The sequence below is a fragment of the Bradyrhizobium sp. 6(2017) genome (assembly GCF_011058295.2).
In the GTDB taxonomy this organism is placed as follows: Bacteria; Pseudomonadota; Alphaproteobacteria; order Rhizobiales; family Xanthobacteraceae; genus Bradyrhizobium; species Bradyrhizobium septentrionale.
In genome coordinates this window covers 2,854,918-2,878,008 of record NZ_CP049289.2, presented here as the reverse complement: position 1 = coordinate 2,878,008, position 23,091 = coordinate 2,854,918, and the positions used below count along the sequence as shown (strand labels likewise).

At 60.1% G+C, this 23,091-nt stretch carries 27 protein-coding genes; 14 read left to right on the top strand and 13 right to left on the bottom strand.

Annotated features, from left to right (window positions below; translation table 11 throughout):
- Nucleotides 1-859 precede the first annotated feature (859 nt).
- The 3 genes from G6P99_RS13630 to G6P99_RS13620 all read left to right on the top strand — a co-directional run bounded on the left by G6P99_RS13630 (nt 860) and on the right by G6P99_RS13620 (nt 5,469).
- Nucleotides 860-4,204 (top strand): adenylate/guanylate cyclase domain-containing protein, encoded by a 3,345-nt coding sequence (locus G6P99_RS13630; RefSeq protein ID WP_165128492.1) that lies wholly within the window; start codon nt 860-862, stop codon nt 4,202-4,204.
- Nucleotides 4,205-4,742: 538 nt separating this feature from the next.
- Nucleotides 4,743-5,189, top strand: a complete 447-nt coding sequence (locus tag G6P99_RS13625) for a hypothetical protein (RefSeq protein WP_156929020.1) — start codon at nt 4,743-4,745, stop codon at nt 5,187-5,189.
- Between the two features lie 22 nt (nt 5,190-5,211).
- Nucleotides 5,212-5,469 (top strand): hypothetical protein, encoded by a 258-nt coding sequence (locus tag G6P99_RS13620; protein ID WP_029084728.1) that lies wholly within the window; start codon nt 5,212-5,214, stop codon nt 5,467-5,469.
- 306 nt (nt 5,470-5,775) lie between these two features.
- On the opposite strand, the gene G6P99_RS47665 is transcribed toward G6P99_RS13620, so the two are convergent.
- Nucleotides 5,776-6,003: a LuxR C-terminal-related transcriptional regulator gene (locus G6P99_RS47665; RefSeq protein WP_084518761.1), complete on the bottom strand. Its 228-nt coding sequence runs from the start codon at nt 6,001-6,003 to the stop codon at nt 5,776-5,778.
- A gap of 429 nt (nt 6,004-6,432) precedes the next feature.
- Here G6P99_RS47665 and G6P99_RS13615 point away from each other — a divergent pair, with 429 nt between their 5' ends.
- Complete coding sequence (locus tag G6P99_RS13615; protein ID WP_029084729.1) at nt 6,433-6,648, top strand: hypothetical protein; 216 nt, start codon at nt 6,433-6,435, stop codon at nt 6,646-6,648.
- A gap of 510 nt (nt 6,649-7,158) precedes the next feature.
- Here G6P99_RS13615 and G6P99_RS13610 read toward each other — a convergent pair.
- The gene (locus G6P99_RS13610) at nt 7,159-7,506 is read right to left on the bottom strand and encodes a hypothetical protein (RefSeq protein WP_156929022.1); all 348 of its coding nucleotides are present in this window, start codon (nt 7,504-7,506) and stop codon (nt 7,159-7,161) included.
- Between the two features lie 37 nt (nt 7,507-7,543).
- On the opposite strand from G6P99_RS13610, the gene G6P99_RS13605 reads away from it, so the two are divergent.
- Together G6P99_RS13605 and G6P99_RS13600 are read left to right on the top strand one after the other, a co-directional pair.
- Entirely contained in the window at nt 7,544-7,738 is a 195-nt protein-coding gene (locus tag G6P99_RS13605) for a hypothetical protein (RefSeq protein ID WP_165128490.1), read from the top strand.
- 286 nt (nt 7,739-8,024) lie between these two features.
- Nucleotides 8,025-8,225, top strand: a complete 201-nt coding sequence (locus G6P99_RS13600; RefSeq protein ID WP_084518763.1) for a hypothetical protein — start codon at nt 8,025-8,027, stop codon at nt 8,223-8,225.
- A 166-nt stretch (nt 8,226-8,391) separates the two neighbouring features.
- Here the strand turns inward: G6P99_RS13600 and G6P99_RS13595 are convergent, their stop codons facing one another.
- The 8 genes from G6P99_RS13595 to G6P99_RS47655 form a co-directional block, all read right to left on the bottom strand.
- A complete protein-coding gene (locus G6P99_RS13595) occupies nt 8,392-8,658 on the bottom strand; it encodes a hypothetical protein (RefSeq protein WP_156929023.1) in 267 nt (88 codons plus the stop codon).
- 399 nt (nt 8,659-9,057) lie between these two features.
- Nucleotides 9,058-9,432 (bottom strand): hypothetical protein, encoded by a 375-nt coding sequence (locus G6P99_RS13590; RefSeq protein WP_035978200.1) that lies wholly within the window; start codon nt 9,430-9,432, stop codon nt 9,058-9,060.
- Nucleotides 9,429-9,632 (bottom strand): hypothetical protein, encoded by a 204-nt coding sequence (locus G6P99_RS13585; RefSeq protein WP_035978201.1) that lies wholly within the window; start codon nt 9,630-9,632, stop codon nt 9,429-9,431. Before G6P99_RS13585 ends, G6P99_RS13590 begins: the two co-directional genes overlap by 4 nt.
- Nucleotides 9,633-10,959: 1,327 nt before the next feature.
- Nucleotides 10,960-11,580 carry a general stress protein gene (locus G6P99_RS13580; protein ID WP_029085252.1) on the bottom strand — a complete coding sequence of 207 codons (621 nt, stop codon included), beginning with the start codon at nt 11,578-11,580 and terminating at the stop codon, nt 10,960-10,962.
- A 25-nt stretch (nt 11,581-11,605) separates the two neighbouring features.
- Nucleotides 11,606-11,932, bottom strand: a complete 327-nt coding sequence (locus tag G6P99_RS13575; protein ID WP_165128486.1) for a hypothetical protein — start codon at nt 11,930-11,932, stop codon at nt 11,606-11,608.
- Between the two features lie 76 nt (nt 11,933-12,008).
- Complete coding sequence (locus tag G6P99_RS13570; protein WP_165128484.1) at nt 12,009-12,161, bottom strand: hypothetical protein; 153 nt, start codon at nt 12,159-12,161, stop codon at nt 12,009-12,011.
- A gap of 165 nt (nt 12,162-12,326) precedes the next feature.
- The gene (locus tag G6P99_RS47660; protein ID WP_414645592.1) at nt 12,327-12,407 is read right to left on the bottom strand and encodes a DUF3551 domain-containing protein; all 81 of its coding nucleotides are present in this window, start codon (nt 12,405-12,407) and stop codon (nt 12,327-12,329) included.
- 24 nt (nt 12,408-12,431) lie between these two features.
- On the bottom strand, nt 12,432-12,560 hold the full coding sequence (locus G6P99_RS47655) for a DUF3551 domain-containing protein (protein WP_371261250.1): 129 nt from the start codon (nt 12,558-12,560) through the stop codon (nt 12,432-12,434).
- Between the two features lie 396 nt (nt 12,561-12,956).
- Here G6P99_RS47655 and G6P99_RS13560 point away from each other — a divergent pair, with 396 nt between their 5' ends.
- The 8 genes from G6P99_RS13560 to G6P99_RS13525 all read left to right on the top strand — a co-directional run bounded on the left by G6P99_RS13560 (nt 12,957) and on the right by G6P99_RS13525 (nt 20,084).
- A complete protein-coding gene (locus tag G6P99_RS13560; protein ID WP_029084601.1) occupies nt 12,957-13,964 on the top strand; it encodes an alpha/beta fold hydrolase in 1,008 nt (335 codons plus the stop codon).
- 103 nt (nt 13,965-14,067) lie between these two features.
- Nucleotides 14,068-15,363, top strand: a complete 1,296-nt coding sequence (locus G6P99_RS13555) for a DUF892 family protein (RefSeq protein WP_029084600.1) — start codon at nt 14,068-14,070, stop codon at nt 15,361-15,363.
- Nucleotides 15,364-16,633: 1,270 nt separating this feature from the next.
- Complete coding sequence (locus tag G6P99_RS13550) at nt 16,634-16,855, top strand: hypothetical protein (protein WP_165123035.1); 222 nt, start codon at nt 16,634-16,636, stop codon at nt 16,853-16,855.
- The gene (locus G6P99_RS13545; RefSeq protein WP_029084598.1) at nt 16,852-17,310 is read left to right on the top strand and encodes a hypothetical protein; all 459 of its coding nucleotides are present in this window, start codon (nt 16,852-16,854) and stop codon (nt 17,308-17,310) included. The genes G6P99_RS13550 and G6P99_RS13545 overlap by 4 nt, the downstream gene beginning before the upstream one ends.
- A complete protein-coding gene (locus G6P99_RS13540) occupies nt 17,307-17,615 on the top strand; it encodes a hypothetical protein (protein WP_051346741.1) in 309 nt (102 codons plus the stop codon). The genes G6P99_RS13545 and G6P99_RS13540 overlap by 4 nt, the downstream gene beginning before the upstream one ends.
- A 690-nt stretch (nt 17,616-18,305) precedes the next feature.
- Nucleotides 18,306-18,953, top strand: a complete 648-nt coding sequence (locus G6P99_RS13535) for a CoA transferase subunit A (protein WP_165128482.1) — start codon at nt 18,306-18,308, stop codon at nt 18,951-18,953.
- A gap of 3 nt (nt 18,954-18,956) precedes the next feature.
- Nucleotides 18,957-19,607 carry a 3-oxoacid CoA-transferase subunit B gene (locus tag G6P99_RS13530; RefSeq protein WP_165128480.1) on the top strand — a complete coding sequence of 217 codons (651 nt, stop codon included), beginning with the start codon at nt 18,957-18,959 and terminating at the stop codon, nt 19,605-19,607.
- Nucleotides 19,608-19,625: 18 nt separating this feature from the next.
- The gene (locus G6P99_RS13525) at nt 19,626-20,084 is read left to right on the top strand and encodes a MaoC family dehydratase (RefSeq protein ID WP_029084595.1); all 459 of its coding nucleotides are present in this window, start codon (nt 19,626-19,628) and stop codon (nt 20,082-20,084) included.
- A gap of 16 nt (nt 20,085-20,100) precedes the next feature.
- Here G6P99_RS13525 and fabI read toward each other — a convergent pair whose 3' ends face one another.
- Genes fabI through G6P99_RS13510 form a run of 3 tightly spaced genes read right to left on the bottom strand, consistent with a single transcriptional unit; the run spans nt 20,101 to nt 23,074 of the window.
- Nucleotides 20,101-20,892 carry an enoyl-ACP reductase FabI gene (gene fabI, locus G6P99_RS13520; protein ID WP_029084594.1) on the bottom strand — a complete coding sequence of 264 codons (792 nt, stop codon included), beginning with the start codon at nt 20,890-20,892 and terminating at the stop codon, nt 20,101-20,103.
- A complete protein-coding gene (locus G6P99_RS13515; RefSeq protein WP_029084593.1) occupies nt 20,889-22,103 on the bottom strand; it encodes an acetate/propionate family kinase in 1,215 nt (404 codons plus the stop codon). The genes fabI and G6P99_RS13515 overlap by 4 nt, the downstream gene beginning before the upstream one ends.
- Before the next feature lie 5 nt (nt 22,104-22,108).
- Nucleotides 22,109-23,074 (bottom strand): phosphate acetyltransferase, encoded by a 966-nt coding sequence (locus tag G6P99_RS13510; RefSeq protein ID WP_029084592.1) that lies wholly within the window; start codon nt 23,072-23,074, stop codon nt 22,109-22,111.
- Between the last annotated feature and the right edge of the window lie 17 nt (nt 23,075-23,091).

The window sequence follows — 23,091 nt, the reverse complement described above, 5'->3', positions numbered from 1 at the left end:
CCACGGCTCGGTGTCGCGTGTGTATGCCATGTATGGGAGCCGCGCTCGAGCATGCGGTGAGCGAAATCAAGAAGCCTACGGTCAGGAGAGAACGCATCGAAACCTTCTCCAATGGTCTACTTCTTGGAAGTGGTGCGCATTGCTCGTCATCCCAATGTGCACGGGTCATGCGGTGCATCACGTTGCCTACATCGGCTCTTCGTGGCGCTGAATGCTGGAATGACACCACAGACGTAGTCGAGATGGTGCGCGCCGGGTCGCACACGCCCAAAGCCGAGCATGATCGCGCGAGTTGACGTTCAACGGGACAACATAGCCAAACCAGCAAGAACTCCAAACATTACAATCCAAGTGATAAGCAGGTCTATTGGCATGTTACTCGTTTTCGGTTCATCAACTCCATCGAACGGCTGCACGGTCCGCCTCCACGTGTCAGGCGACTCATGGCCTAAAATGTAGGTAAGCAGCGCATGCTGCACGATCGTACACAATTGCGAGAGCCGAGCGCTTTGGCGAATCTTACCCCGATCAACGATGTCCGCTGTGCCTCGAACTTGCCGCAACGCCCAGCATGCGCAAGCCGCCTTATGACCTTCCAAATTGTGATTGCGAGGAGCAAGGACAGTTGGGTGGGAACCACTTCTGGCCAGCTTAACCGTTGATAAATCAAACGAATTTGTCCGCAGGAGTCCACCGTTTGTAGTGACGTTTTGTATTGTCCGCAAGCACCTGTGGGGGCAAGTGCTCAACCGAGAAGAAGCTGGTTCAGGCCCGCCGTGGTAGTATGGTTCCTGTTTGCAAGTGAGCCCCACTAACGCGCCTCGAAGATGTGCATTACGAGGTGCAGGGGGATGCCAGCATGGACGTCGCGGTTTGGCTGCGGAGCCTTGGCCTCGAACGATACGAGGCGGCATTCCGCGAGAACGAGATAAGCGAGCGGGTCCTCCCGAGCCTCACGCAGGAGGACCTGAAGGAAATCGGCGTTGGTCCTGTCGGTCACCGCCGGATGCTCCTAGATGCTATCGCTGCGCTGCGAGCCGATACGGATAACAACGCGCCTTCAGCCAACTTCGCGGTCGTGTCCAGTGCCCCGAACGTTTCTCACGAAGACCGCGCGGAGCGTCGCCAAGTTACAGTGATGTTCTCAGACTTGGTCGGCTCAACTGCACTATCGGCGCGCATGGACCCAGAAGATTTGCGGGAGGTGATCTCCTCCTATCAGAAGTCCGTCGCAGAGACCGTGGGTCGCTTTGAGGGCTTCGTTGCGAAGTACATGGGCGATGGGGTGCTGATCTATTTCGGCTATCCTCAGGCCCACGAGGACGATGCCGAACGAGCCGTGCGCGCTGGGCTGGAAATGGTTGCAGCCATACGTGATCTGAAGACCCACGCGGCCTTGCAGACACGTGTCGGGATAGCGACGGGACTGGTGGTGGTCGGTGACGTGATAGGGTCGGGTGCCTCTCAGGAGCAAGCAATCGTTGGCGACACCCCGAACCTCGCGGCGCGCCTGCAGGGCGTTGCCGAGCCGAACAGCGTGGTGGTTGCTGAAAGTACACGCAAGCTGTTGGGCAGTTTGTTCGAGCTTGAGGATCTTGGGCCACAGGAACTCAAGGGTATCTCGGGGCCTACCCGAGCTTGGGCGGCACTGCGGCCGGCTTCAGTGGAAGGCCGTTTCGACGCAATGCATGCGAGCGGCCTAACTGACCTCGTTGGGCGGGAAGAAGAACTCGACTTGCTGCTGCGGCGTTGGTCGAGAGCCAAATCCGGCGATGGACAGATTGTGTTGCTCTCCGGGGAGGCAGGCATCGGCAAGTCTCGGCTAACGGCAGCGCTGCTTGAACGTCTAGCAACCGAGCCGCACACGCGCTTGCGCTATTTCTGCTCCCCACAGCACACTGACAGCGTACTCTATCCCGTCATCAGCCAGTTGGAGCGGGCTGCTCGACTTGCGCATGATGACACCGCGCAGGCCAAGCTCGACAAACTCGATACCCTGCTGGCGCGAAGTTCCACGCCGCCAGAAGATGTGGTGCTCTTTGCCGAAATGTTGTCGCTGCCGAACGACGGACGTTACCCCACGCTCGAACTAGCCCCGCAGCAACGTCGGCAGCACACGCTCGAAGCGCTTAGATCGCAAATCGAGGCGCTGGCTGAACGAACTCCCCTGCTGATGGTTTTCGAGGATGTGCACTGGGCCGATCCCACCTCACTTGAACTTTTCGAGCTAATTGTCGAGCGGGCATCGAGCTTACCGCTTCTGGCAATCGTCACCTTTCGACCGGAGTTCGTGCCACCATGGGTCAGCCGTGCGCAGGTGACGCTGATCAGTCTCAATCGCCTTCCACGCCAGCTCTCCGCCGCGATGATCGCGCACGTCACGGGCGGCAAGGTCTTGCCACAGGAAATTGCCGACCAGATCACCAATCGGACTGACGGCGTACCGCTGTTCATCGAGGAACTAACCAAGGCAGTGGTTGAGAGCGGCTTGGTTGTGGAATGCGGCGACCGATATCTGGTGACGGGTCCGGTAACGCCGCTCGCGATCCCGACATCGCTACAAGCATCGCTCCTAGCGCGGCTTGATCACTTGGCGCCAGCGCGCGACGTGGCGCAGATCGCCGCTGCTCTCGGACGTCACTTCTCCCACGAGCTGATCAGAGCCGTTACTCCAATGCCGCGGAAGCAACTGGACGACGCCTTGGCGCAGCTCGTGTCTGCCGAAATGATCTTCAGGCGCGGCATGCCTCCCCATGCGGAATACACCTTCAAGCACTCACTGGTTCAGGATGCCGTCTACGGCACGTTGCTGCGCGGCCGGCGCCAGCAGCTGCATGCCCGTATCGCTGCGACGCTTGAAGACCAATTCCCGGAGGTCGTGGTTACCCAGCCCGCGCTGCTTGCCCGGCACTGCGCCGAGGCCGGGCTGGTGGAGAAGGCGGTCGCTTATTGGCTCAAAGCCGGTAGGCGAGCGATGGCGGGCTCTGCGATGACGGAAGCGGTCGCCCAATTGCGGAAAGGGTTGGACGCGCTAACCAGTCTGCCGGACGGCGCTCGGCGTCGGCAACAAGAGCTAGACCTTTTACTTGCGCTTAGACCGGCACTGGCTTTCACAAAAGGTCTTTCGTCGCCCGATGTAGGCGAGACCATCGCGCGAGCACGCGCACTGGCCGAACAGCTAAATCTACCCGAGTACCTCGTGCGGCTGAGCTTTGGCCAATGGGCGTTTCATTTGGGCCGATCCGAACACAAGCTGGCGCTGTCGCTTGCCGAGCAGATCGAAAAAATCGCCGGGGCGCAGAACGATGTGAGTGCGCAATTGCGGGGTCGCCGCGCAAACGGGATGACCCGCCTCCATCTCGGGGATTTCGTAGCCGCCCGCGCACTCCTGGATCAGTGTCATGGCCTTGCTGATGCGCATCGCGGCATCGGTGCGGGACTGGCCGAAGATCCCTACGCCACGATGCTCGCGTACCTCGCCGTTACGTTGGCCCACCTGGGCTACATCGATCAATCACGGTTGCGGCTGGAGGAGGCATTCACAGAGACACGCCGGCTCAGGCATGCCCAAACACTAGCTGTCGTGCTCATTTTTGCGAATTGGACCGGCTGGATCACCCGCTCGCCTGAGATGGAACGGTACGCCGGGGAACTTCTGGCTATATCGACCGAGCACCGTTTTCCATTTCATTTCGGTTGGGCAACAGCATTCCACGGAGCCGCGTTGACCGCGCGTGGCCGGGCACACGAAGGCCTCACGCTGCTCACACAGGGGCTGGAAGCATTACGTGCTACCGGAGCTTCGATGAATACGTCGATTGTGCTAATGTGGCTCGCCGAGGCCCACGCTATGGTCGGGCAGCCATCCGATGGACTGAATTGCCTCGCAGAGGCGGCACGGATCATCGAGACGACCGACGAACGGTGCTACGAGGCAGGGTTGCATCGATTGCGCGGCGATTTACTGAATGCCACATGCGATCCATCCGCGGCCGAGCGAAGCTATCATCAGGCACTCACGGTAGCGAAGCTGCAGTGCGCAAAGCTCTTGGAATTGCAGGCATCACTCAGCTTGGCGCGCCTCTGGCGCAAACAGAATAGGCGCGGCGAAGCCCGTGATCTTCTCGCGCCGATCTACGGCTGGTTCACTGAAGGCTTCGACATGCCTGATCTGAAGGAGGCGAAGACGCTGCTGGAGGAGTAGTGTCCTAGCAGTGGTACAGCTGGGTGAGTACTGCCGACTTCCAGCTTTCTTATTGAAAAACCTACGTTTTTTGTGCGCCCGAGATTGGCTTTTGTAGCAGGCTTTTGTATTTCTGAGAAGTCGACACACACATTATGTGTGGGTTGATTCGAGCGCATTGGGCTCGCGGTGATCGTTTGGGGGCATTGGGGCTTGCGTGGTCGCGCGATGCATGTGAGTGCGAGGCCTCAAGGCTGCCACATGGAAAGCCAATGGGTCCCATCTGGCGATATGGGACCCTAACTGCCCGCAGTGTCCGGGGCGATTTCGAGTTCCTTGGGTTAAAGGTCCGTCGCCGCCGCCGAACTTATCGCAGCATTGCGTTAGCGGTCACGCCGCGGGCACGCGCGCCTCTTCCACCGCAGCGCTCATCAACACATGCAAGTCCGTGACTCCTTCAGAGGCCGTTCGGACGATCCGCTGCGCCATCTTCGCTTTCGTAGCGGGTGTACGGTGCGAGCGCTCAGTTCGATCCACCGCCGTGTCGAGTGCAGTCTTCATGATGGCGACCAATTCGGGGCTGACGCTGGCGGATGGGACATTGGTCATCGTGGCTCCTCGTGGGAGCTGCGGTGTAGCGGCTCAGTGTAACAGTGATGCCTCACCCCTCGCGATCCCGCTTCAATCCGAAGTGAACTATCTAAACGGCAATTTAATCGCTCTCTCCTTCGCCCGTACCTATGTGATGGCGCATGAACCTTCACATGAGCTTGTCATGTTACGCAAATCCATCCTTGTCCTTGCAACCGCCGCTGCCGTTGGCAGTGCCATTCCCTCGACTTCCGCATTCGCGTTTGAACGGGGTCTCCCCGCGACCGGCCACGGCAGCTATAGCTCACGCCTCGCAAGTCACGATGGCGAATTTGACTACCGCCGCTACTGGCCATTCCACGCTTATTACGATTATTGCGCTACTCACGTCGCCAACAGCGACAATGGCTGCTAGAGAGCCTTGGTAATTCTTGCAAATGATTGAGGTTAAGCATTCTGAGCGCGTCGCGCGGATACTTCTCGATTATCTGACGTGTAAACGAAAGCCCCTCGAGATCCCGCCTGAGGTCGCCCGACGGTTCGCCGCCGATACGCGGGCTTTCCATGCCGAGCGCGATCCTCTTAAGCGTGACGAGATCGCAGCCAATACCAGGCACACGCTTCTGCAGCATATGCCGAAGGGCACCAAGCTCCGGCTTGCCGACGTCCCCGAGCTGTTCAAGCTGATGTCATGACCGGCACAAGGCGATGGTGATGATCTGTTCACCGATGGGTATCGGCTGTTTGTCCATGACCCGCGCTGGAATCGAAACGGCCCCGGTCGGGCTTGGGGAGCACACCGGGGCCGCTTCGTGGGGCGCCCCTTTCCGGAGGAGCGCCATTCACAGTATCGGGAAAAAGTGGCAATCGGTACTGCGCTAGCGGGCTACTCCAGAAGGAGTCCTAGCTCACCGCAGGCCGCCCAACGAAAGAGGCCGCCAAACTGAGGCGGCCTCTAATTGACGGCTCCAACAACCTTGGGGGGCCTGTGGGAAGGAAGGCTAGTTGCTGGGGCCATCTACCGGCCCGCTTGGTGCGTGCGGGTCAGGTTTCGATGGCGGAGCTATTGGCGACGACGGCCATTTAGCTAATCTTTCCGCTGCGTCCACGAGCTGAGCGAGAGAATGGATTTTCAGCTTCCTGAGTAAGCGAAGGCGCTGGACGGATACTTGCGCTTCGGTCCCGCCGATCTGTGCAGCAATCTGCGCGTCACGCCTCCCGAGAGCCATGCGCCTCAGGAGCTTTTTTCACGCGGGCTTAGCGGTTCGGCCGGCATCGTCACTGCATAAACAAGGTCAATGCCACGATGACTATCGGGCTCAAACCGAGGATCACTGCCCAGCATTTGAAGAATAGGTCATCTAGCATGACACAACCCCACGTAGACGATGAGCCTACGCCGGGAACACTCGGCAACCTAGTGCTGTTTGTGCCAAGCCGATGTCAAGAACTCCGTGCACCCACGGAAAACCCCGGACAGCGCTCAGCTACATCCCAAATAGGACAATCAGGATCAACACGGAAAGTGCGATTGAGGCGCAACTGGCTATCGTTATCCAGTCCCACTTCATGCTGTGAATGCTGAAGCTGTCGCGGCGCCGCGACAGTTGATTTGGGTCAAGGCTTTTCAAATTTCCGCAAGGTAAAGATGGGAGCCGATGGCTGAGATCGAGGTCTACACCGCCCGCTATGAACGCGAACATGGGCACCCGCCGGCCGGGCGAAGGTTCTGGCTGTTCACGCTGGTCTCGGAGGCCGGCGCGATCCTCTACGAGGTCAAGCTCAACGAGCAGCTGATCTACCCGGCGGCGCTCGAGCGGGCTCGGGCAACAGCCGAACAGCGGAAGGCCTTCCGGATCATCGTGGAGCCGTAGCGCGCGGCGATTAGCATTCTTCGCCCTCGATACCTATCTCGGGGCCATGCCCAAATTCGAGTTTTGCTCCTGCCCACGGTCGGGAAGATCGTCCCGACCGGCCCGGAATGGTACCACGAGCTGAAATTCGACGGCTACCGTCTGCGCCTCGAGCGCGACGGAGACCAAGGTCCTAGCGATGCCCCGGGGCAAACGCATGAAACTTGCCGGGGCTGCGGCTTGGCTCGTGCCCTCGTACGAAGGATGGCTCGTTGCAAACGTGGACTGTCGTCAATCGTTGCGGCGCACCCTGCGCACGGCACCGGATATGCAACAAGTGCCAGCGAACGCGCTTCGTTCCTGTAAGGAATTGATCGCCCCACAAACGTCCCTAATATCTGCAGAAAGTGCCTGCGCAAACTGGCACAAACTACGTGCCCGTAAGATCACGGTGCGATCGAGGCCCGCAACAGTTCCTTAACCGGCGACAGAAATAATTCTCACGTATGGATCAGGGCGACCAGGAATGGTTCATGCCGACGCTGCGGCGCGGCTAAGCCGGTCTTGCGGCCTGGATGGTACGTTCGAACAGAACGTCAGATCCGGCCGACTACCGGAGCCGACGCGGACCGAGGTCCCAACCAGAATGCCGGCATCATCACGGCATTCAGAGCCACCTCGACCATAGCCAGCGGCGCGACAGGATCGTGCAAGGAGCGTTTGGTGAAAGGGCTCATGATAGCGATTGGCGTTATTGTTGTGCTTTACATTGGCGATCAGCAGTTCGCCCAAGGCAAGTACACCTACGCAGTCCAGCGCATGGTGGTCCAGATGAGGCATTCGTTTGGAATTTAATGCCGCATCGAAAGCCGTATTCATGCGTTGACTCGTTTCGCCCAAATGGGAGGTCTAAATAATGAACGACCGAAACCGACGGGCACCCGCGGCAGCGGAACGGGAAGCCCACAAGGTATTCAAAGCGGTCAGGGCGAAGGAAGCTTTGACCGATTACGCCAAAGCCCAAAAAGCGCTCCACGATAATCGAGAGCGCCTAAAGGCCGAACGGCTGGCGCGGGAGGCCGAAGCGTCCAACCGCTCAAAAGCAGTTTGAAGCGCTCGATTATCGACGCATGTCTTTGGCGCCGCAAAGCCTGCTCACTTTCTCCGCAATGGCGCGGACCGGACGCATTATACCGAGACTTGTTCTGAGCCGACTGTACGAGGTCGGTCTCGCCCGTCCATATCCAGCACCACGCAAAGTAATCGCTCCGTGTCGTTTCTGTCACATCCAGCAAAGAAACGACCGCACCAGCACCAGCTTTGATACAGCGATAATTGCCCTGTAGCCGTTAGAGGGTAAAGGTGTTCGTGCTCAGCTACCCATCTCGGAGATCACGATGTTGAAGTTTCTGGTTGTTGGAGTTGCAACTTTCGGTTTCGTGGCTGCTGCCAGTGCGGCCGACCTCCCTCGTCCGCAGCCGGTCGCCGAACAGGCTCCGGTTGGCAAGATGCCAATTGGCAAATATCCGGTTGGCAAGTACCCGGTTGGAAAGTACCCGGTTGGAAAAGCTCCTGCTGCGATCGTAACGAAGGGCTAGCTCGAAGATCGCCCAGGCAGCGTCCCTTTCAGTTTTCGCTGAAGGCCGCTGCTCGGTGCGTCTTGCCCTGGTGAGGGGTTGAAGGTGCCCGCCTGCGCTTTCGGCTACCGGCGGTGGTTAATTCCTCGCCCTGCCGGCTGCCGCGAAAGTGGGGGTCCAGGCCATATTAGGCGGCGACGCCTTGAGCGGCGCTGTACTCGGCAGCATCCTTGTAATAGACGCCGGCCGCGCTCTCTTCGTCGCTGGCTTCGTGATAGCTCGCCACCCCGTTGCTGACCGACACCACCATGATGCGGTCGCTGCCGTCCGGCTTCGCGCCGCTTTTCAGCAACCATGGCCGGCCAACGTCACTCTCGATCGGTGCGGCGATACAATGAGATTGTTGCGCCATGCGTCGGCGCCGCTGTGCTCGGTCTTGGTCATGCAGCAGCACTCCGCACCCGCACGCCGGGCCGTCTATGCTTCTTGCATCGGCGATTCGGAGAAAACTTCAGCGCAATTGCCGGTGCCTTGAACTCGAACAGCTCGCCGCAGGTATCGCAGGCGACTGCCAGATCAGCAACCGCGTCTCGGTGCCATCCCTGCGCGTGTACGGCTCGCTGCCGATGCAAGTGTAAACTTGATTGTCGTGTTCTCGCTTATTCATCGCGATACCTCGCCATACATGAGGCTCGCAACGATGGCTGCCATTGTCGCGCTGAGTGCTACCCTGCGCGTCAGCCATGACGTTTGACGATTTAGAAGAAACACCTTAGAGTCCAAAGCGTCTCGCCAGACATCTTTCGGAATCGGGTCGCCCTCTCGGCGGCCCTTTTCTGTATCGGCCATGTGCTTATACGGCCTCCAGGTTCAGGAGCGTGTCGCTCCGCCGGAAGGCCACGGCAGCGGCTAGATTTCTGCTCTCAAAGGGTCCGGGTGCGTCGTCGCCGGTGCCGATCTGAAAAAGCCCGTCGTCGCGCTGAACGATCGGGCAGCGATATACCGAGACGGGAGAGTGAGACAAACATCGGGAAAGATCGAGGAAATCCGTTGCTATCATGTCAGCATCCCGAAGTGTCACGCGCCGCCCGGTTGCAGCGGCGATTTTTCGAGCCACCATTCTCGCGGTTTCATCGTCGGCAAGGTCGAGAGCGAACACTCCCCGGGGCTTAATGTCGGGACTTGCAACGTCTACGATGATGGGACGCCGCTGGTTCGTCCGCTTCACTTCGGGCTCTGCAGGCCGGCGGAGGAAAGCCATTCGCCTATATGTGAGGCGGTCTCCATCTGCCGGGCCTTTTCGAGCGCCGCCTCCTTGGCCGCGCCAACGGGCAGTTCGGTGGCCATCGCCCGCAGGCGCTGTCCTTCGTCACACAGACGTTCTTGAAGGGATTGGTCTTGTTTGAAACGCCGCCGCTTGATGACCATGGAGCGCTCCTTTCCTGTTCGAGGAAGGCGGGAGCGCTAACGGGGCGGTCTCATCACCGATAAAAGCCACTGATCCGGGCGGTGATAAAGGCTAACGTACGCCCCTTGGCTGCAGTTCCAAAGGAACTTCGTCACGGCTACGTGTCCCCGCCGCGGTGTCGCGAATTGGATGGGATCGATTCCTCGGACGTCCGGGATGGCTAGTCATTTGGTCTATTGTCTGAGGTGATTGCTGACACGTCGCATCGTTCGCAAAACAGATCGATGCTAGCGAGATTGCTAGGCTGATTCACGACTTTAAAGCCTCGTGGAAGCTGCTCCACCATGGTTGTCCGGCCCGGCTCATCAAGTTCGGCCAAGTTGGCGACGCCGGCAAGCCCACAACGCGGGCACTTTAAGTAAGCCTTGAAATGGTCCCTCGCGGTCATCCGCCAAATATGCGGTTCGAGGCATAGATTTTCCAGCCCGGAACCCGCCATCGCCTCATGCCGCGATTGCTAGCGACTCCCATTAACCGGTGCCCATCCTCGGGGGCGCATCAACCGAACGAATGATCGAGCCTCGCTTGCCGCAAGCTGTGCAGGTGAAGCGCGGCTCGAGATCGGACAGACGCAGCTCGTCCGGCCATCTCGAAGCGTCCATCTGGACGTTGTGAGAGCACTGATAGTCCGATAGTCCTTGCAGAAAACGATGATGCGCGTTGCGCCGGTTTCGCGCATTTCGCCGAACGTGATCTTTGTGGGATAGCCTTTGATGCGTGCGATTACAGCGCCGGTTCGCAATCCACGAGAGGTTGCGCATCGCTACGGTTTCGACGCAAGTAGTCGGTCAATCCGGGCTTAGAGCGGAGCAGCCACCAGCAACAAGAGGGCCTCGTGAGGCCGCCTCAGTAAAGATCCGTTATCTTGCCCTTGCCTTCGCAGACATTGCATTTGACCGGATAGATTCGGTGACCCGGGTGTAGCGGCTGTGCAACCGCCGGGAAGCCCGTTCCATTGCAGGCTGGGCAGATATGCTCTTTGTCTTCGGCTGCATGTTGAGCCTTTCTGGTCCCCCAGTTGGGCGGCGCCATCAACTGAGGCGGCCTACCTCAATTGCTCTTCGATATCGCAAATCAATTTTGCCACTCGCTCTTTGGTCAGAGGGTAGTCAACCGGAGCACTTGCCATCCGTTGTGCTTGTTCCAACCGCCGTTGTAGCTCTTTGCGGTCGCTTGCGTTCATCCATTGCAATCGTCCTCGCATAATACGACGAGGTACATCACGACTCGTTCATTTAAGACTGAATAAGCGACGGCTTGCCCGAGCAAGCCGTCGCAATGTTCTTTTTAACGCAGTGACCCACCGTAACGCTGCCGCTCCTCGCGAATCTGTTCGGCGCCGTAAGGCTGGCTGGCAGGATCGAATGATTTCCATCCGGCCTTTTGCCAGGCGGCACTCCGGTCACGCAAATTGACGGACGATTGGTCGAGAATTGTCTCAAGGCGAGACCGCTCCGCGTCCGCTACGCGCGCCGACACGAGCGTACCTCCGCGACGAACTCCTTCCGCGTAAGTGTCCGCGTCCTCTCTTGAAACGCCGGCCTCCGTGAGCGCTCCGACAATTCCGCCCGTAGCTGCTCCCGCGGCAGCACCAACCGCAGTCGCGGCCAGCCAACCAGCTGCGACAACGGGCCCAAGACCAGGTATCGCGAGCAAGCCGAGGCCGGCAAGAAGACCAGCGGCGCCACCCAGGCCCGCACCGATGCCAGCGCCCTTGCCGGCACCTTCGGCGCGATCGTCGACACCATCGCGGTCACGATCCACCTTCTTGTCGGTGCTGAACCAGCTATCCGAATTGTTGGCAACGATGCTGATGTCCGAATGCGGCACGCCCGCAGCCTCGAGGCGTCGAACAGCCTGCTGGGCGTCATTGTATTTGTCGTAAAGACGAGAAATCGTAATGGTCATTTTGCATCCTTCTTACTTGGCCGAATTATTTGGCTGAATTGACGTTGCCTTGAAAGTCGACGCTTACCGCAGTGGCCGATCCGCCTTTGCTGGCCTGGCCGCGCCAAACGCCGTTGTCGTCCTTCTTCAGTTCGGTGACGTTGGCGTAGCCAGCATCCTCGATCTTCGATTTGGCTTGCCCTTCGGTGAAACTGTTGCGACCCGCGACAGGAGCGTCGGAGTTGTTCTGACCGGCACTGTTGACCGCGTTGTTGTTCGGTCCGGACTGCGCCGGTGGATTTTGCGCTGAGGCCGGCAACGCCGTGGCAGCCGCCAATAAAGAAATGCAAACGAAAAGGAACGGACGTTTCATAGTTATCTCCAAGGTGTGAGGAGTGAGCCAAGCTCGCATCGGCGCTTTAGTTCCTCCATCGCCGCGCTGCTTGCGATCAAGCTCCGAAAAATATCAACCACGTGCCCGCCATGATGAGCCCTGCAAGCGCCAGGCTTACGGCAAGCAGCATCAACATGCTGGGATCGAGCTCGCCCTGGCGCGCTTCGAGTGAAGTCTCAACGATACGTCCGCTCTTGTCTTGATCCACATTTGGTCCCGCGTTCAAAGGGATGGGCTCGACCGTTAGCTTGCGCAAACAGGAAGCGTAGGAAGAGCCGCAGCGAGCCTTCCGCTGTGCTCATGGAATGCTCGATATCGCTGCCGAGCAGTGCCAGCCCGCGGCGTGGGAGCTTTGGCTAAGTCCGGTCGAGCGTCAGTGAGGCCGACGTTGCCGCGCGAAAGCTGCACGCGGATTGATGCCACATCCGGCATCGCGGCCAGACGCCGATGCCATGCATTGTGCCCGCGTCTGATAGTTTCAGTCGCCCGGATAACCGGTCTGCTTTCCCTGAAGACACCAGCGATATTCCTGGGCGTCCGCAGGTCCCGCGCCATCGAGCACGCCCGCGCCGGCCGTAAGCAACATCAAGACTACAAGCTTGCGCACCGACGTCTCCCGTTGCTCAGACCAAATCGTCCTATAGGATCCCAATCGGGCCGTGCGAGGTTCGTTCCTAATCCTCCCGTGCCGCATCTCTTCGCAGTGCTAGGAACATATGGTTGCGCCTCCTGTTGCTCCTGCACGACATGACCGCCATGGCAAGGCGGGAGCTGTCCTCGATAGGTTCAAGGCCCGCAACGGTGTTGGCTACGAGATCGTTGAGGGCCAAATCGATCTCAGCTTTGTGGGTGCCCCATCCGGCCGGCCTCGAAACGCCTCCGAGATGCACATGAAACTCCGCGACAAGCCGGCGTCATCAAGGTCGTGATCAGACCAGGACGTTAATCCGGCGACGCACCCTCCCCGTCTCAAACAGCTGGCTCCGTCCAGCGGAAGTATCACATGCGCATACTGAAAAAACGTTCGCCATCGCTGGTAACAAGCCCCTTTCGTGCTCTGAAGGAATATCCGATCGCGTCCACCGTTGTCGCCACGATCGGCTTGATGGCTGCTGCTGCGGTCGTCAATCAACGACTTGCCGACAAGGCGCAACGCGATCATCCGCCACAAGGACGCTTCATCGAAATCGACGGTGTCCGCCTGCACTATGTCGAACGCGGCTCCGGCCGGCCACTGGTCCTGCTTCATGGCAATGGCAGCATGATCCAGGATTTTGAGACAAGTGGTCTCATCGATCTCGCCGCCAAGCACTATCGGGTTATCGTGTTCGATCGCCCGGGCTTCGGCTACAGCCTGAGGCCCCGAAATGTCGTATGGACCCCCGCCGCCCAGGCCGATCTGTTCAGGGACGCGCTTGCGCACCTTGGCGTCGAAAAGGCAATCGTGCTCGGACATTCCTGGGGGGCTTCCGTCGCAGTCGCCTTGGCAAGCCAGCATCCCTCAATGGTCGAGGCCCTCATACTTGCATCCGGATACTATTTCCCGACGGCGCGCACCGACGCGATCATGGCGATGACCGGGCCGGCGATACCTGGTTTCGGTGATATCCTCAGTCACACAGTTTCGCCGATCCTCAGCCGCCTGATGTGGCCTGTTATGCTGCGGCAGCTTTTCGGACCGAAATCCGTCCCTCGAAAATTCGACGGCTTTCCAAAATCATTGGCCGTGCGCCCATCGCAACTTCGCGCCGGCGCCGCCGAGGCTGCGCTGATGGTTCCCGCGGCGATCTTGTCCGCGACGACCTACGGCGAACTGGCCATACCGGTCGTCATCCTGGCAGGCGAGGATGATCGCCTCATCGACATCGACGAGCAATCGGGCAGGCTCCATGACGAGATCAAGCACAGCAAGATGCACCGCCTCCCGGGAGCGGGTCATATGATCCAACAGTCGGATACGGCCGACTTGATGGCTGCGGTCGACGAAGCCGCGGCGGAAACGCTGCATTGAAAAACGTTCTGAGCAGAACTGATTGCGGCTCGAGTGGAATTAGGAACGTTCAGTACAGCGTCCAGTTGGCCTCGAGCTTTCCCTGCCAATCAAAGGTCTTTCAATGTACCATCACGTCAAAAAGCTCATGTTCACGGTCCGCGTCGATGAACCCGATCCTCGGTTCGGCAACATGCTACTGGAACAGTTCGGCGGCGCCAACGGCGAGCTGGCGGCCGCCATGCAATACTCCATTCAGGGCCTCAATTGCGAAGATCCGGATCGCAAGGATCTCTTGATGGATATTGGAACGGAGGAATTGAGCCACCTCGAAGTCGTCGGCTCCCTCGCACGCCTGCATCTGAAGCCCTCGAAGTTCGATCGCGAAGCGGCGGAAGCCGATCCCTTGATCGCGATTGCCGGCGGGGGCGGCGTCAATCTGTTCAACTCGCAAGGCAACGCCTGGACGGCCGACTATCTCAAGATCACGGGCGAGCTTGACGTTGATCTGCGCAGCAACATCGCTGCAGAAGCGCGCGCCAAGATCGTCTATGAACGACTGATCAATTTCTGTGACGACGCCGGCACCAAGGACGCGTTGCAGTTTCTGATGACGCGGGAAATCACTCATATGAAGGCGTTCGCGCTTGCGCTTGAGAGTATGGGAAAGCCCACGTTCAGCATCGGCCGTATCGCTCCTACCCCAGGCCTCGTCGACCAGTTCTTCAACGATTCGACCGGTTCCGGCGACAACGGTGAAATCGACACCCGAGGTCCCTGGAACGAGGGTGACGGCTGGGTTTTCATGGAATCACCGGCGCTGCAGAGCGGCGATCCCGGCGCGGCACCTTCCATCGTTGCCGAGAGTTCCCCGTCCGAAGCGTTCGTTGGCTTCGACGATCTGTTGATCGATCAGCTGCGGGATCTCTTGCATGCCGAGAAACAGCTGACAAAGGCGTTGCCTGAGATGATCGAGGCGGCACGCTATGACCAGCTCCGCGAACTCTTCACAATTCATCTGGCCGAAACCGAAGCGCAGGTCGACCGTCTCGACGAGTGCTTCGGGTTGCTAGGTAAAAAGCCGCGCGCCAAGCCCTGCAAGGGTATGCAGGGACTTGTCGAAGAGGGCGGCGAAGTGATCAAGGAGAGCGCCAAGAAGGACGATGCGGCCGCGGATCTTGCGTTGATCGGCGCGGTACAGCGCGTCGAGCACTACGAAATCGCGGGCTACACGACTGCCCGTAACCTCGCGCAGCAATTGCGGTACGGTGCTGTCGTCGCGCTGCTGTCGAAGACGTTGGCGGAAGAGGAGAACGCGGATCAGCTGCTCAATCAGGTCGCGCGCTCACTGATGTCGGTTGCGAAAATGCCCGCCGCCATCGAGCAGACCTTGTCCGAAGATGAGCCCACCGCGGGCTAGATCATCTTCAGGGTATTGATATTGAAGCAAGGTGGCCCCACGGCGCCACCTTGCTTCGTTCGCCCTCGTCGACACGCCATGGGAGAAACCCGGAAGGGCTCGTTTCCCGTTCCCGCTTTATCGGTACTGTGTATGGCGATCTTCGCGCGGACGAGAGTTGAGTATGGCGCTCCGGATCGGTGATCGCTAAAGGCCCTAACGCGCTAGCCCCCGTCGGGGCCTTTTGCCGTTTGCTGTTCACCAAACGCACAACGCCGCTCACTTAAAATACACGCGAGCGGCGCTGAGCTTCTAGCCCCAGGAAGGACTGCAAAATCCTGATCAGTATCAGTCGCACGAAACTCGAAAAATTTTAATACCTCCGAAGGGGTAAGGTTGCCGCGCATAGGAACGGGCGCAGCGCGCCGCGGGTTGTCAACGCGTCCGGTGCCGTCTCTCGCGGCGACGCCGGGATGCCCAACTCGGCTCCAGCTTGCTCCCCCTCGCTGGGGCCGTTTTTTTTTTGAATTGGTTGCTCATGCCCGACATTTTGATCCGTTGTCCTGAGACCGGAAAGCCCGTTCAAACCGGCTTGGATACCGAGACGGTCATCCTAGAGACTCTGCCAAGCGTCTCGCTTCCGGCCAAGTGTCCGCATTGTGGGCAAGTGCATTATTGGAAGCCTGCGGAAGCTTGGGCCTGGCAGGGTGGGAAACCGGTGCCGCACTAGTCGATTGTGCATGCCACTTGGTGCTCTAAGGTGATCGCATGCGTACTGCCGTAATAATAGCCGTGGGTTTATTGGCGTTGGCAGTCGCTATGTCGCGCGAGCGTCAGACAGATTTCATGCCCACGCAGCCGCTGCCTCCGGTGAACGCGCCTGACGAATGGTATTTCCCGCGACTTGAGGCGACCTTTAAGGGCGCGGTAGCGGCGGTTGCCGCGATGGGAGTTCTGTTCGGCTGGGTGTTTCGGCGCGGGCCGGCTCGGTGGGACGGGACGGCTCTGGATTGCGGTTGCCGCGCGTCATCCAGTCCGCAAGTCGATGCAGGCTTTTTCGCCAGGCGCTCAGACTGGATTCTATTGCAGGCGGGTCATCGTCCATCCGATCGCTCCGCTAGGTCGGCGGCTGCAGCGCCGCCGAGAGCAACCATTCGCTAAGGTGCGCGCCAGTGTCTGCCTGTCGGGCTCGCTTTAGCAGGGCCGCTTTTTCGATGCCCGCGGGCATAGCGTTGGCCTGCTCGCGAAGCTGCCTAGCGTGTTGGGCTAATCTCGCTTCAAGCGCTTCGGTTTGGACCACTCTGCGGCGGATCTGTCCCATGGCTTCCTCTCGTCAGATTCCTGCCCGGACCCGAGGGCGGTCGACCTGGCCGCGCTGCGCCACGTTCCGACCACCAGGGTGCACGATCTCGCCGGGCGCCTGCGCTGCGTGAAGTGCAGCAAGGCCGGCAAACGGCCGGCCGCCGAGCTGCTGCAGCTGTGGCAACGCTGTCCGATCGGAGATAAGGCGTGACTGAGCTGGCGCGCCGACGCGACAAGGACGCGCCGCGAGAGAAATGGGATATCTACTACGACGACGTCCGCGTCGGCTCGATCGGGCAGCGCGCCGGCGTCCCGAACCATGTCGACCAGTGGGAATGGAAATGCGGTTTCTATCCCGGCTGCGACCGATCGACGGCCGGCCCGGCCGGGTCGTTCGACCAGGCACGCGCGGCGTTGGAGGCCGAATGGCAGCAGCTGCTACCGACCCTGACCGAGGCGAACTTCCAGGCCTGGCGGGATCAGCGCGACTGGATCGCGCGCAAGCAGGCCATGTGGGAGCGCGGCGAAAAGCTGCCTTCTCAACAGCCATCGTCGCTGATGCGCTGTCCGTGTGGCGCAACATTTGATAGCCATCGGCCCGCTGAGAGCCAAATCCATACCCCACACATTTACGCCGCGCAGAAGCGCGATGGAATCCGACGATGAAAATGAAGGAAGGGCGCCCCTGGGCAGACCCCGAGAGAGCTGCCCGCAGGATCATGGAGCACGCTCGAGCATTCGAACCGATCCAGGACGGCCGGATCTACATCGAGAAGATCAACTATCCCTTCATCGACAAGGACGGCGCATCGCCGGCCGAATACACCGCCGGCCTCAATTACGCCATCGAGCACGACTGGCTGGAGAAGCACGAAAGCGGGACCTACGTGAAGATGCAGCAGGCCGGAAACGATCTGTTCACGGGAGAGCCGCCAGCTGAAGCGGCCTCAAGAGGCTTACGTAGCTTTTAAATTATCTCGCGCTTATGGTCTGTCTTCTTCACCAGAAATTGGCTGGTCTCAGAGCTGGTGTCGAAACCGCGGGAGGGCCTAGGATGAGGATGACGTTTGCTGCTTTTGTCGCAGTCGCGACAATTGCCGGTTCGCTCGTTGCAACGCCCGCAAGCGCCCGACGTAACGTCGCCCCCGGCGTCTCGGTTTCGGATCGCTATTGGCCCGCACCTTACGGAGCGAGTCCTAGGCCATACGACGATTTTGGCAGTTGCGAATGGGTGACGCAACGTTTCTGGAATGGCAATGGCTGGCGGATCCGCCGGGTGCGGGTCTGCGGCTGATCCGCGATGACGGCGAGATTTGCAGGGCTTAGCAACCATCGACATCGAGCGGAGGCCGTCGAAATGACCGGGACCGCAAAGCGCAAGGCCGCAGCGATGAGCGATCCATCCCGAACTCGATTGGATGATCTGTTCACCGATGGGTATCGGTTGTTTGTCCATGACCCACGCTGAATCGAAACGGCTCCGGCTTTGCGCCGCATCGAATTTGAAAGCAGCCGCCTAATCCAGGCACAGATCTATCGGGATTGGGCGCCGCACAGACGACGAATGACGCCTGGCCTTGACCCAGATCAACGTTGCCATCACGCCAATCGACAGTGTTTGCTGAACCACGCTACCTCGGACCGATTGCGGGAGCTTGAACATGAAGGCCGTATCCGCCGAAGAAGCTGTTGCGATGATCCCGAACAACGCGCGCGTCATGGTCGGCGGCTTCATGGGCGTGGGCACGCCGGAGCGCCTGCTTGACGAACTGGTCAGACAGAACAAATCGGGCTTGGTGCTAATCAGTAACGATGCGGCAACACCCGGCAAGGGTGTCGGCAAACTGTTCGAGGGCTCGCACGTGTCGAGCATGATCGGCACCCATATCGGGCTGAATCCGAAGGCGCAGCAGCAGATGCTGGGCAAACAGATCACGGTCGACCTGATTCCGCAGGGCACTTTCGTTGAACGCATCCGCGCGGGCGGCTGCGGTCTTGGCGGCGTCCTGACGCCTACCGGCGTCGGCACGCTGGTCGAGGAAGGCAAACAGAAGATCGAAGTCAACGGCAAGCCGTATCTACTGGAGACCGCGCTGCGCGCCGATTTCGCGCTCGTACACGCCTTCCTGGCCGACTACGCCGGCAACCTGTCCTATGCTCTCACCGCACGAAACTTCAATCCAGTCATGGCGATGGCAGCCGACACCGTGATCGTGACCGCCGAACATATCGTTCCGGTCGGCGTCATTGCTCCCGATCACGTCATCACGCCGGGACCACTGGTCGATTATCTTGTCGCGAACGGGTGACCCATGGATGCACAAACCATCATCGCGCGTCGTGTAGCGAAGGAACTACGGCCCGGCAACCTCGTCAATCTCGGCATCGGGATTCCGACCCTCGTTGCAAACTACGTTCCCGCCGAGCTCAAGGTATTCTTCCAGTCCGAGAACGGCTTGATCGGCACTGGTCCAATTCCCGAACAGGGCATGACCCATCCGCTGCTAACCGATGCCGGCGGCAAGCCGATCAGCGCATTGCCGGGAGCGGCCATTTTCGACAGTGCGATGTCGTTCGGCCTGATCCGCGGCGGTCACGTCGACATAACGGTGCTGGGCGGCCTGCAGGTCGACGCCGCCGGCCACCTCGCCAACTGGATGATCCCGGGTAAAATGGTGCCAGGCATGGGCGGCGCCATGGACCTCGTCAGCGGCGCCAAGCGCGTCATCGTCGCCATGCAACATGCGGCAAAGGGAAAGTCGAAGATCGTCGCCAGGTGCAACTTGCCTCTGACATCCGCGCGCGCCGTGGATCTCGTGGTGACCGATCTTGCGGTGATCGCCTTCCCGGGTGGCAACGCGACCCTTCTGGAAACGGCGCCGGGCCTAACGGTCGCCGAGGTCCTGGCGGTGACGGACGCCGAGCTCACAATTCCCGATGCAGTTCCGGAAATGATCCTCTGAAGAGAGCGAGCCGACGCCATGCGGATTTTTAACGGGTTTGACGAACTCAAGGCAGCGGTAGGTACCGAAATCGGCGTCAGTGACTGGCTGGAGGTAACGCAGGAGCGCATTAACAAATTCGCGGATGCCACCTGCGACGAGCAATGGATCCATGTCGACCAGGAGCGCGCGAAGGCCGAAATGCCTGGAGGTATGACCATCGCGCATGGCCTTCTGTCGCTCAGCCTGACACCGATGTTCATCCGCTCGGTGATGGGCCTGAAAGGGCTGAAAAACACAATCAATTATGGAGCGGACCGGATCCGGTATCTGGCGCCAGTCCCTGCTGGATCAAAGCTGCGCGGTCGCGTCAGCATCGTCGAAGCGGTCGACGTGCCGCCGAACGGGCTGAGGGTCCACTACCGCGTGGCGATCGAGATGGAGGGCGGCACGCGCCCCGCTTGCGTCGCCGACGTCATCGGCCTGCATTACAGCTAGCCGGACCTTCCGTGCTCTAATCGATAATGTGGTAACCGCCGTCGACGTACAGCACGCTTCCCGTGATCAGCTTGGCGCCGTCGAGCGCAAGAAACGCCGTGGCCTTGCCAACGTCATCGATGCTGACGAGACTTCGCGTCGGCGCCTGCGACTGTGCCTTGTCCATCAGTTCATCGAATTCAGGAATCCCGGATGCCGCGCGCGTGGCGAGTGGCCCCGGCGAAATGGCATGAACCCGAATGCCTTTCGGGCCGAGCTCGGCCGCAATGTAGCGCACCGCCGCCTCAAGCGCCGCCTTCGCGACGCCCATGACATTGTAGTTCTTCACCACCATTTGGCTGCCGTAGTAGGTCATGGTGAATAACGTGCCGCCGTTCTTCATCAGCGGTTCCGCAAGATGGGCCATGCGCATGAACGACCAGCAGGACACGTCCATGGTCTTCTGGAAGCCCGCCCGATCGACGTCGACCACACGGCCGTGCAACGCTTCCTTCGGTGAGAACGCGATCGAGTGAAGCAGGAAGTCGAGCTGCCCCCACTCCTTCTCGATCCGCTCGAATACCTTCTCGGTCTCGCCCTCGACCATCACGTCAAGCGGCATGAAGATCGGCGATTCCAGCGCTTTGGCCAGCGGCTCGACGTGCTTTTTGGCCTTCTCGTTCAGATAAGTGACAGCGAGGTCGGCACCGAGCGCGCGAAACGCCTTGGCACAGCCCCAGGCGATCGATTGGTCGTTGGCGATACCAACGATCAAGCCCTTTTTGCCCTTCAGCGCGATCTTGGTCTCAGGATAAACCGGGATACTCATGACACTCGCTCGCTTTTTGAATTTGGCAATGGCTGGCTCATGAGCAGCGTCAACGTATGCTGCGCGATCATCAGTTCCTCATCGGTCGGCACGACGTAGACGGGAACTCGGCTGTCTGATCGAGATATTTTGGTCGCATGCCGTGCGTTCTCGACGGGATCGAGCTCGATCCCGAGCCATGCCAGCCTTTCCGAGATGCGGGCACGGATCGAAACCGAGTTTTCGCCGATCCCCGCGGTGAAGACGAAGCCGTCGAGCCCTTCCAGCGCGGCTGCCAGCATGCCGGCGTTGAGGCCGACGCGATAGACGAAATAGTCGATCGCAAATACAGCCCGCGGGTCGGCGCTATTCTCGAGCTCGCGCACATCGTTGCTGACGCCGGACAGACCTTTCAAGCCGCAATCGCGGTACAGGAAGTCTTGTACCTTGGGCGCGGACATTCCCTTCTCGGTGAGCAGGTACAGGACGACACCGGGATCGATCTGGCCAGGCCGCGTTCCCATCGCAAGACCATCGAGAGCCGTGAATCCCATCGTGCTCTCGACGCTCCGACCTGCCCGCATCGCGCACATCGAGGCGCCGCTGCCGAGATGGGCCACGATCACACGTCCGACCGCGACCTCCGGCGCCATCTGCGGCAGCCGCTTGGCCACATATTCGTAGGACAAGCCATGGAAGCCGTAGCGCCTGATGCCTTCGGCGTACAGTTGGTGCGGAATGGCATAATGGTCCGCCAGCGGGTCATGATCGCGGTGGAACGCCGTATCGAAGCAGGCCACCTGCGGCAAGGCCGGAAAATTGGTCATCAGAGATTTAATGGGCGCCAGATTGTGCGGCTGGTGCAGCGGCGCCAGCGGCGCATAGCGTTCCAGCCGCGACACGACCACGGGATCGATCAGCACCGGACGCGCGTAGTCCGGACCGCCGTGAACAACCCGATGGCCGACGGCGACGGGGTTGATTCTGAGCTCATCTCTCAACCAGGAGCCCGCGACGGACATGGCGGCAGGAACATCGGCTATCGCCTCGATCGGATAAGCGCGGTCGACCAGCGGCTCGCCGCTGGAGCCGCTGGCACGCATCCGCGGCCGGCTGCCGATGCCATCGATCTGGCCCTTCAGTTGCCGCCACAGGCGACCCTCGCCTTCCACCTCGAAGACCTGAAATTTCACGCTGGAGGAGCCGGCATTGACGACGAGGATCGTATCCATGGCGGTCACGCTGCTGCGATGGGAGCACTGCGACGCCGGGCAGCCGCGTAGAGGCAGGCCACGGCAGCGGATGCCATCCTTGACCTCGCAGAGTCGGCGCGCGATGTGAGCACGATCGGAACGCGCGCGCCGAGCACGATGCCGGCGCCATCCGCCTTGGCGAAATAAGCAAGATTCTTCGCCAGCATGTTGCCGGACTCGAGGTCGGGCACGACCAAAATCTGGGCCCGGCCAGCGACTTCAGACCTGATGCCCTTGATCCGCGCCGCCTCCATGTCGATCGCATTGTCGAAAGCGAGTGGACCATCGAGCAGCGCGCCGGTAATCTGCCTGCGGTCTGCCATCTTGCAGAGGGCAGCCGCCTCGATGGTCGACGGGATCTTCGACGTCACCGTCTCGACCGCCGACAGGATTGCCACCCGCGGTGTCGTGCCAAAGCCGGCCTGATTATAGAGATCGACGGCGTTCTGGATGATATCGCGCTTGTCGTCGAGGTCGGGGAATATGTTGATGGCGGCATCGGTGACGAACACCGTTTCGGTATAGGCAGGCACATCCATGACGAACACATGGCTGATGCGCCGGTCGGTGCGCAGCCCACCGACCTTTGCTGTCACGCTGCGCATCAGCTCATCGGTGTGGAGGCTGCCCTTCATCAGGACTTCGCCTCTGCCTTCATGAATCAGCTCGACGGCCTTGGCCGCGGCAGCGGCCTCTGTTGGCGGCGTATCGACGATCTCATAGCCCGCGATGTCGAGATTGTGCTGCGCTGCGGCATCCCGGATCCGCGCGGCCGGACCGACAAGAATCGCCTTGATGATCCCGGCTTCAGCGGACTCGATCGCCCCTCGTAGTGAGCTCTCGTCACAGGGATGCGCGACGATCGTGGAGACCGACGGGACGCCCTTCGCGGCGACTATGAGGCGATCGTATTTCGAGCCCGGCTGGGTCTCGTTCGCTCCGGTTGCCATGATACCCATCGTTCCGC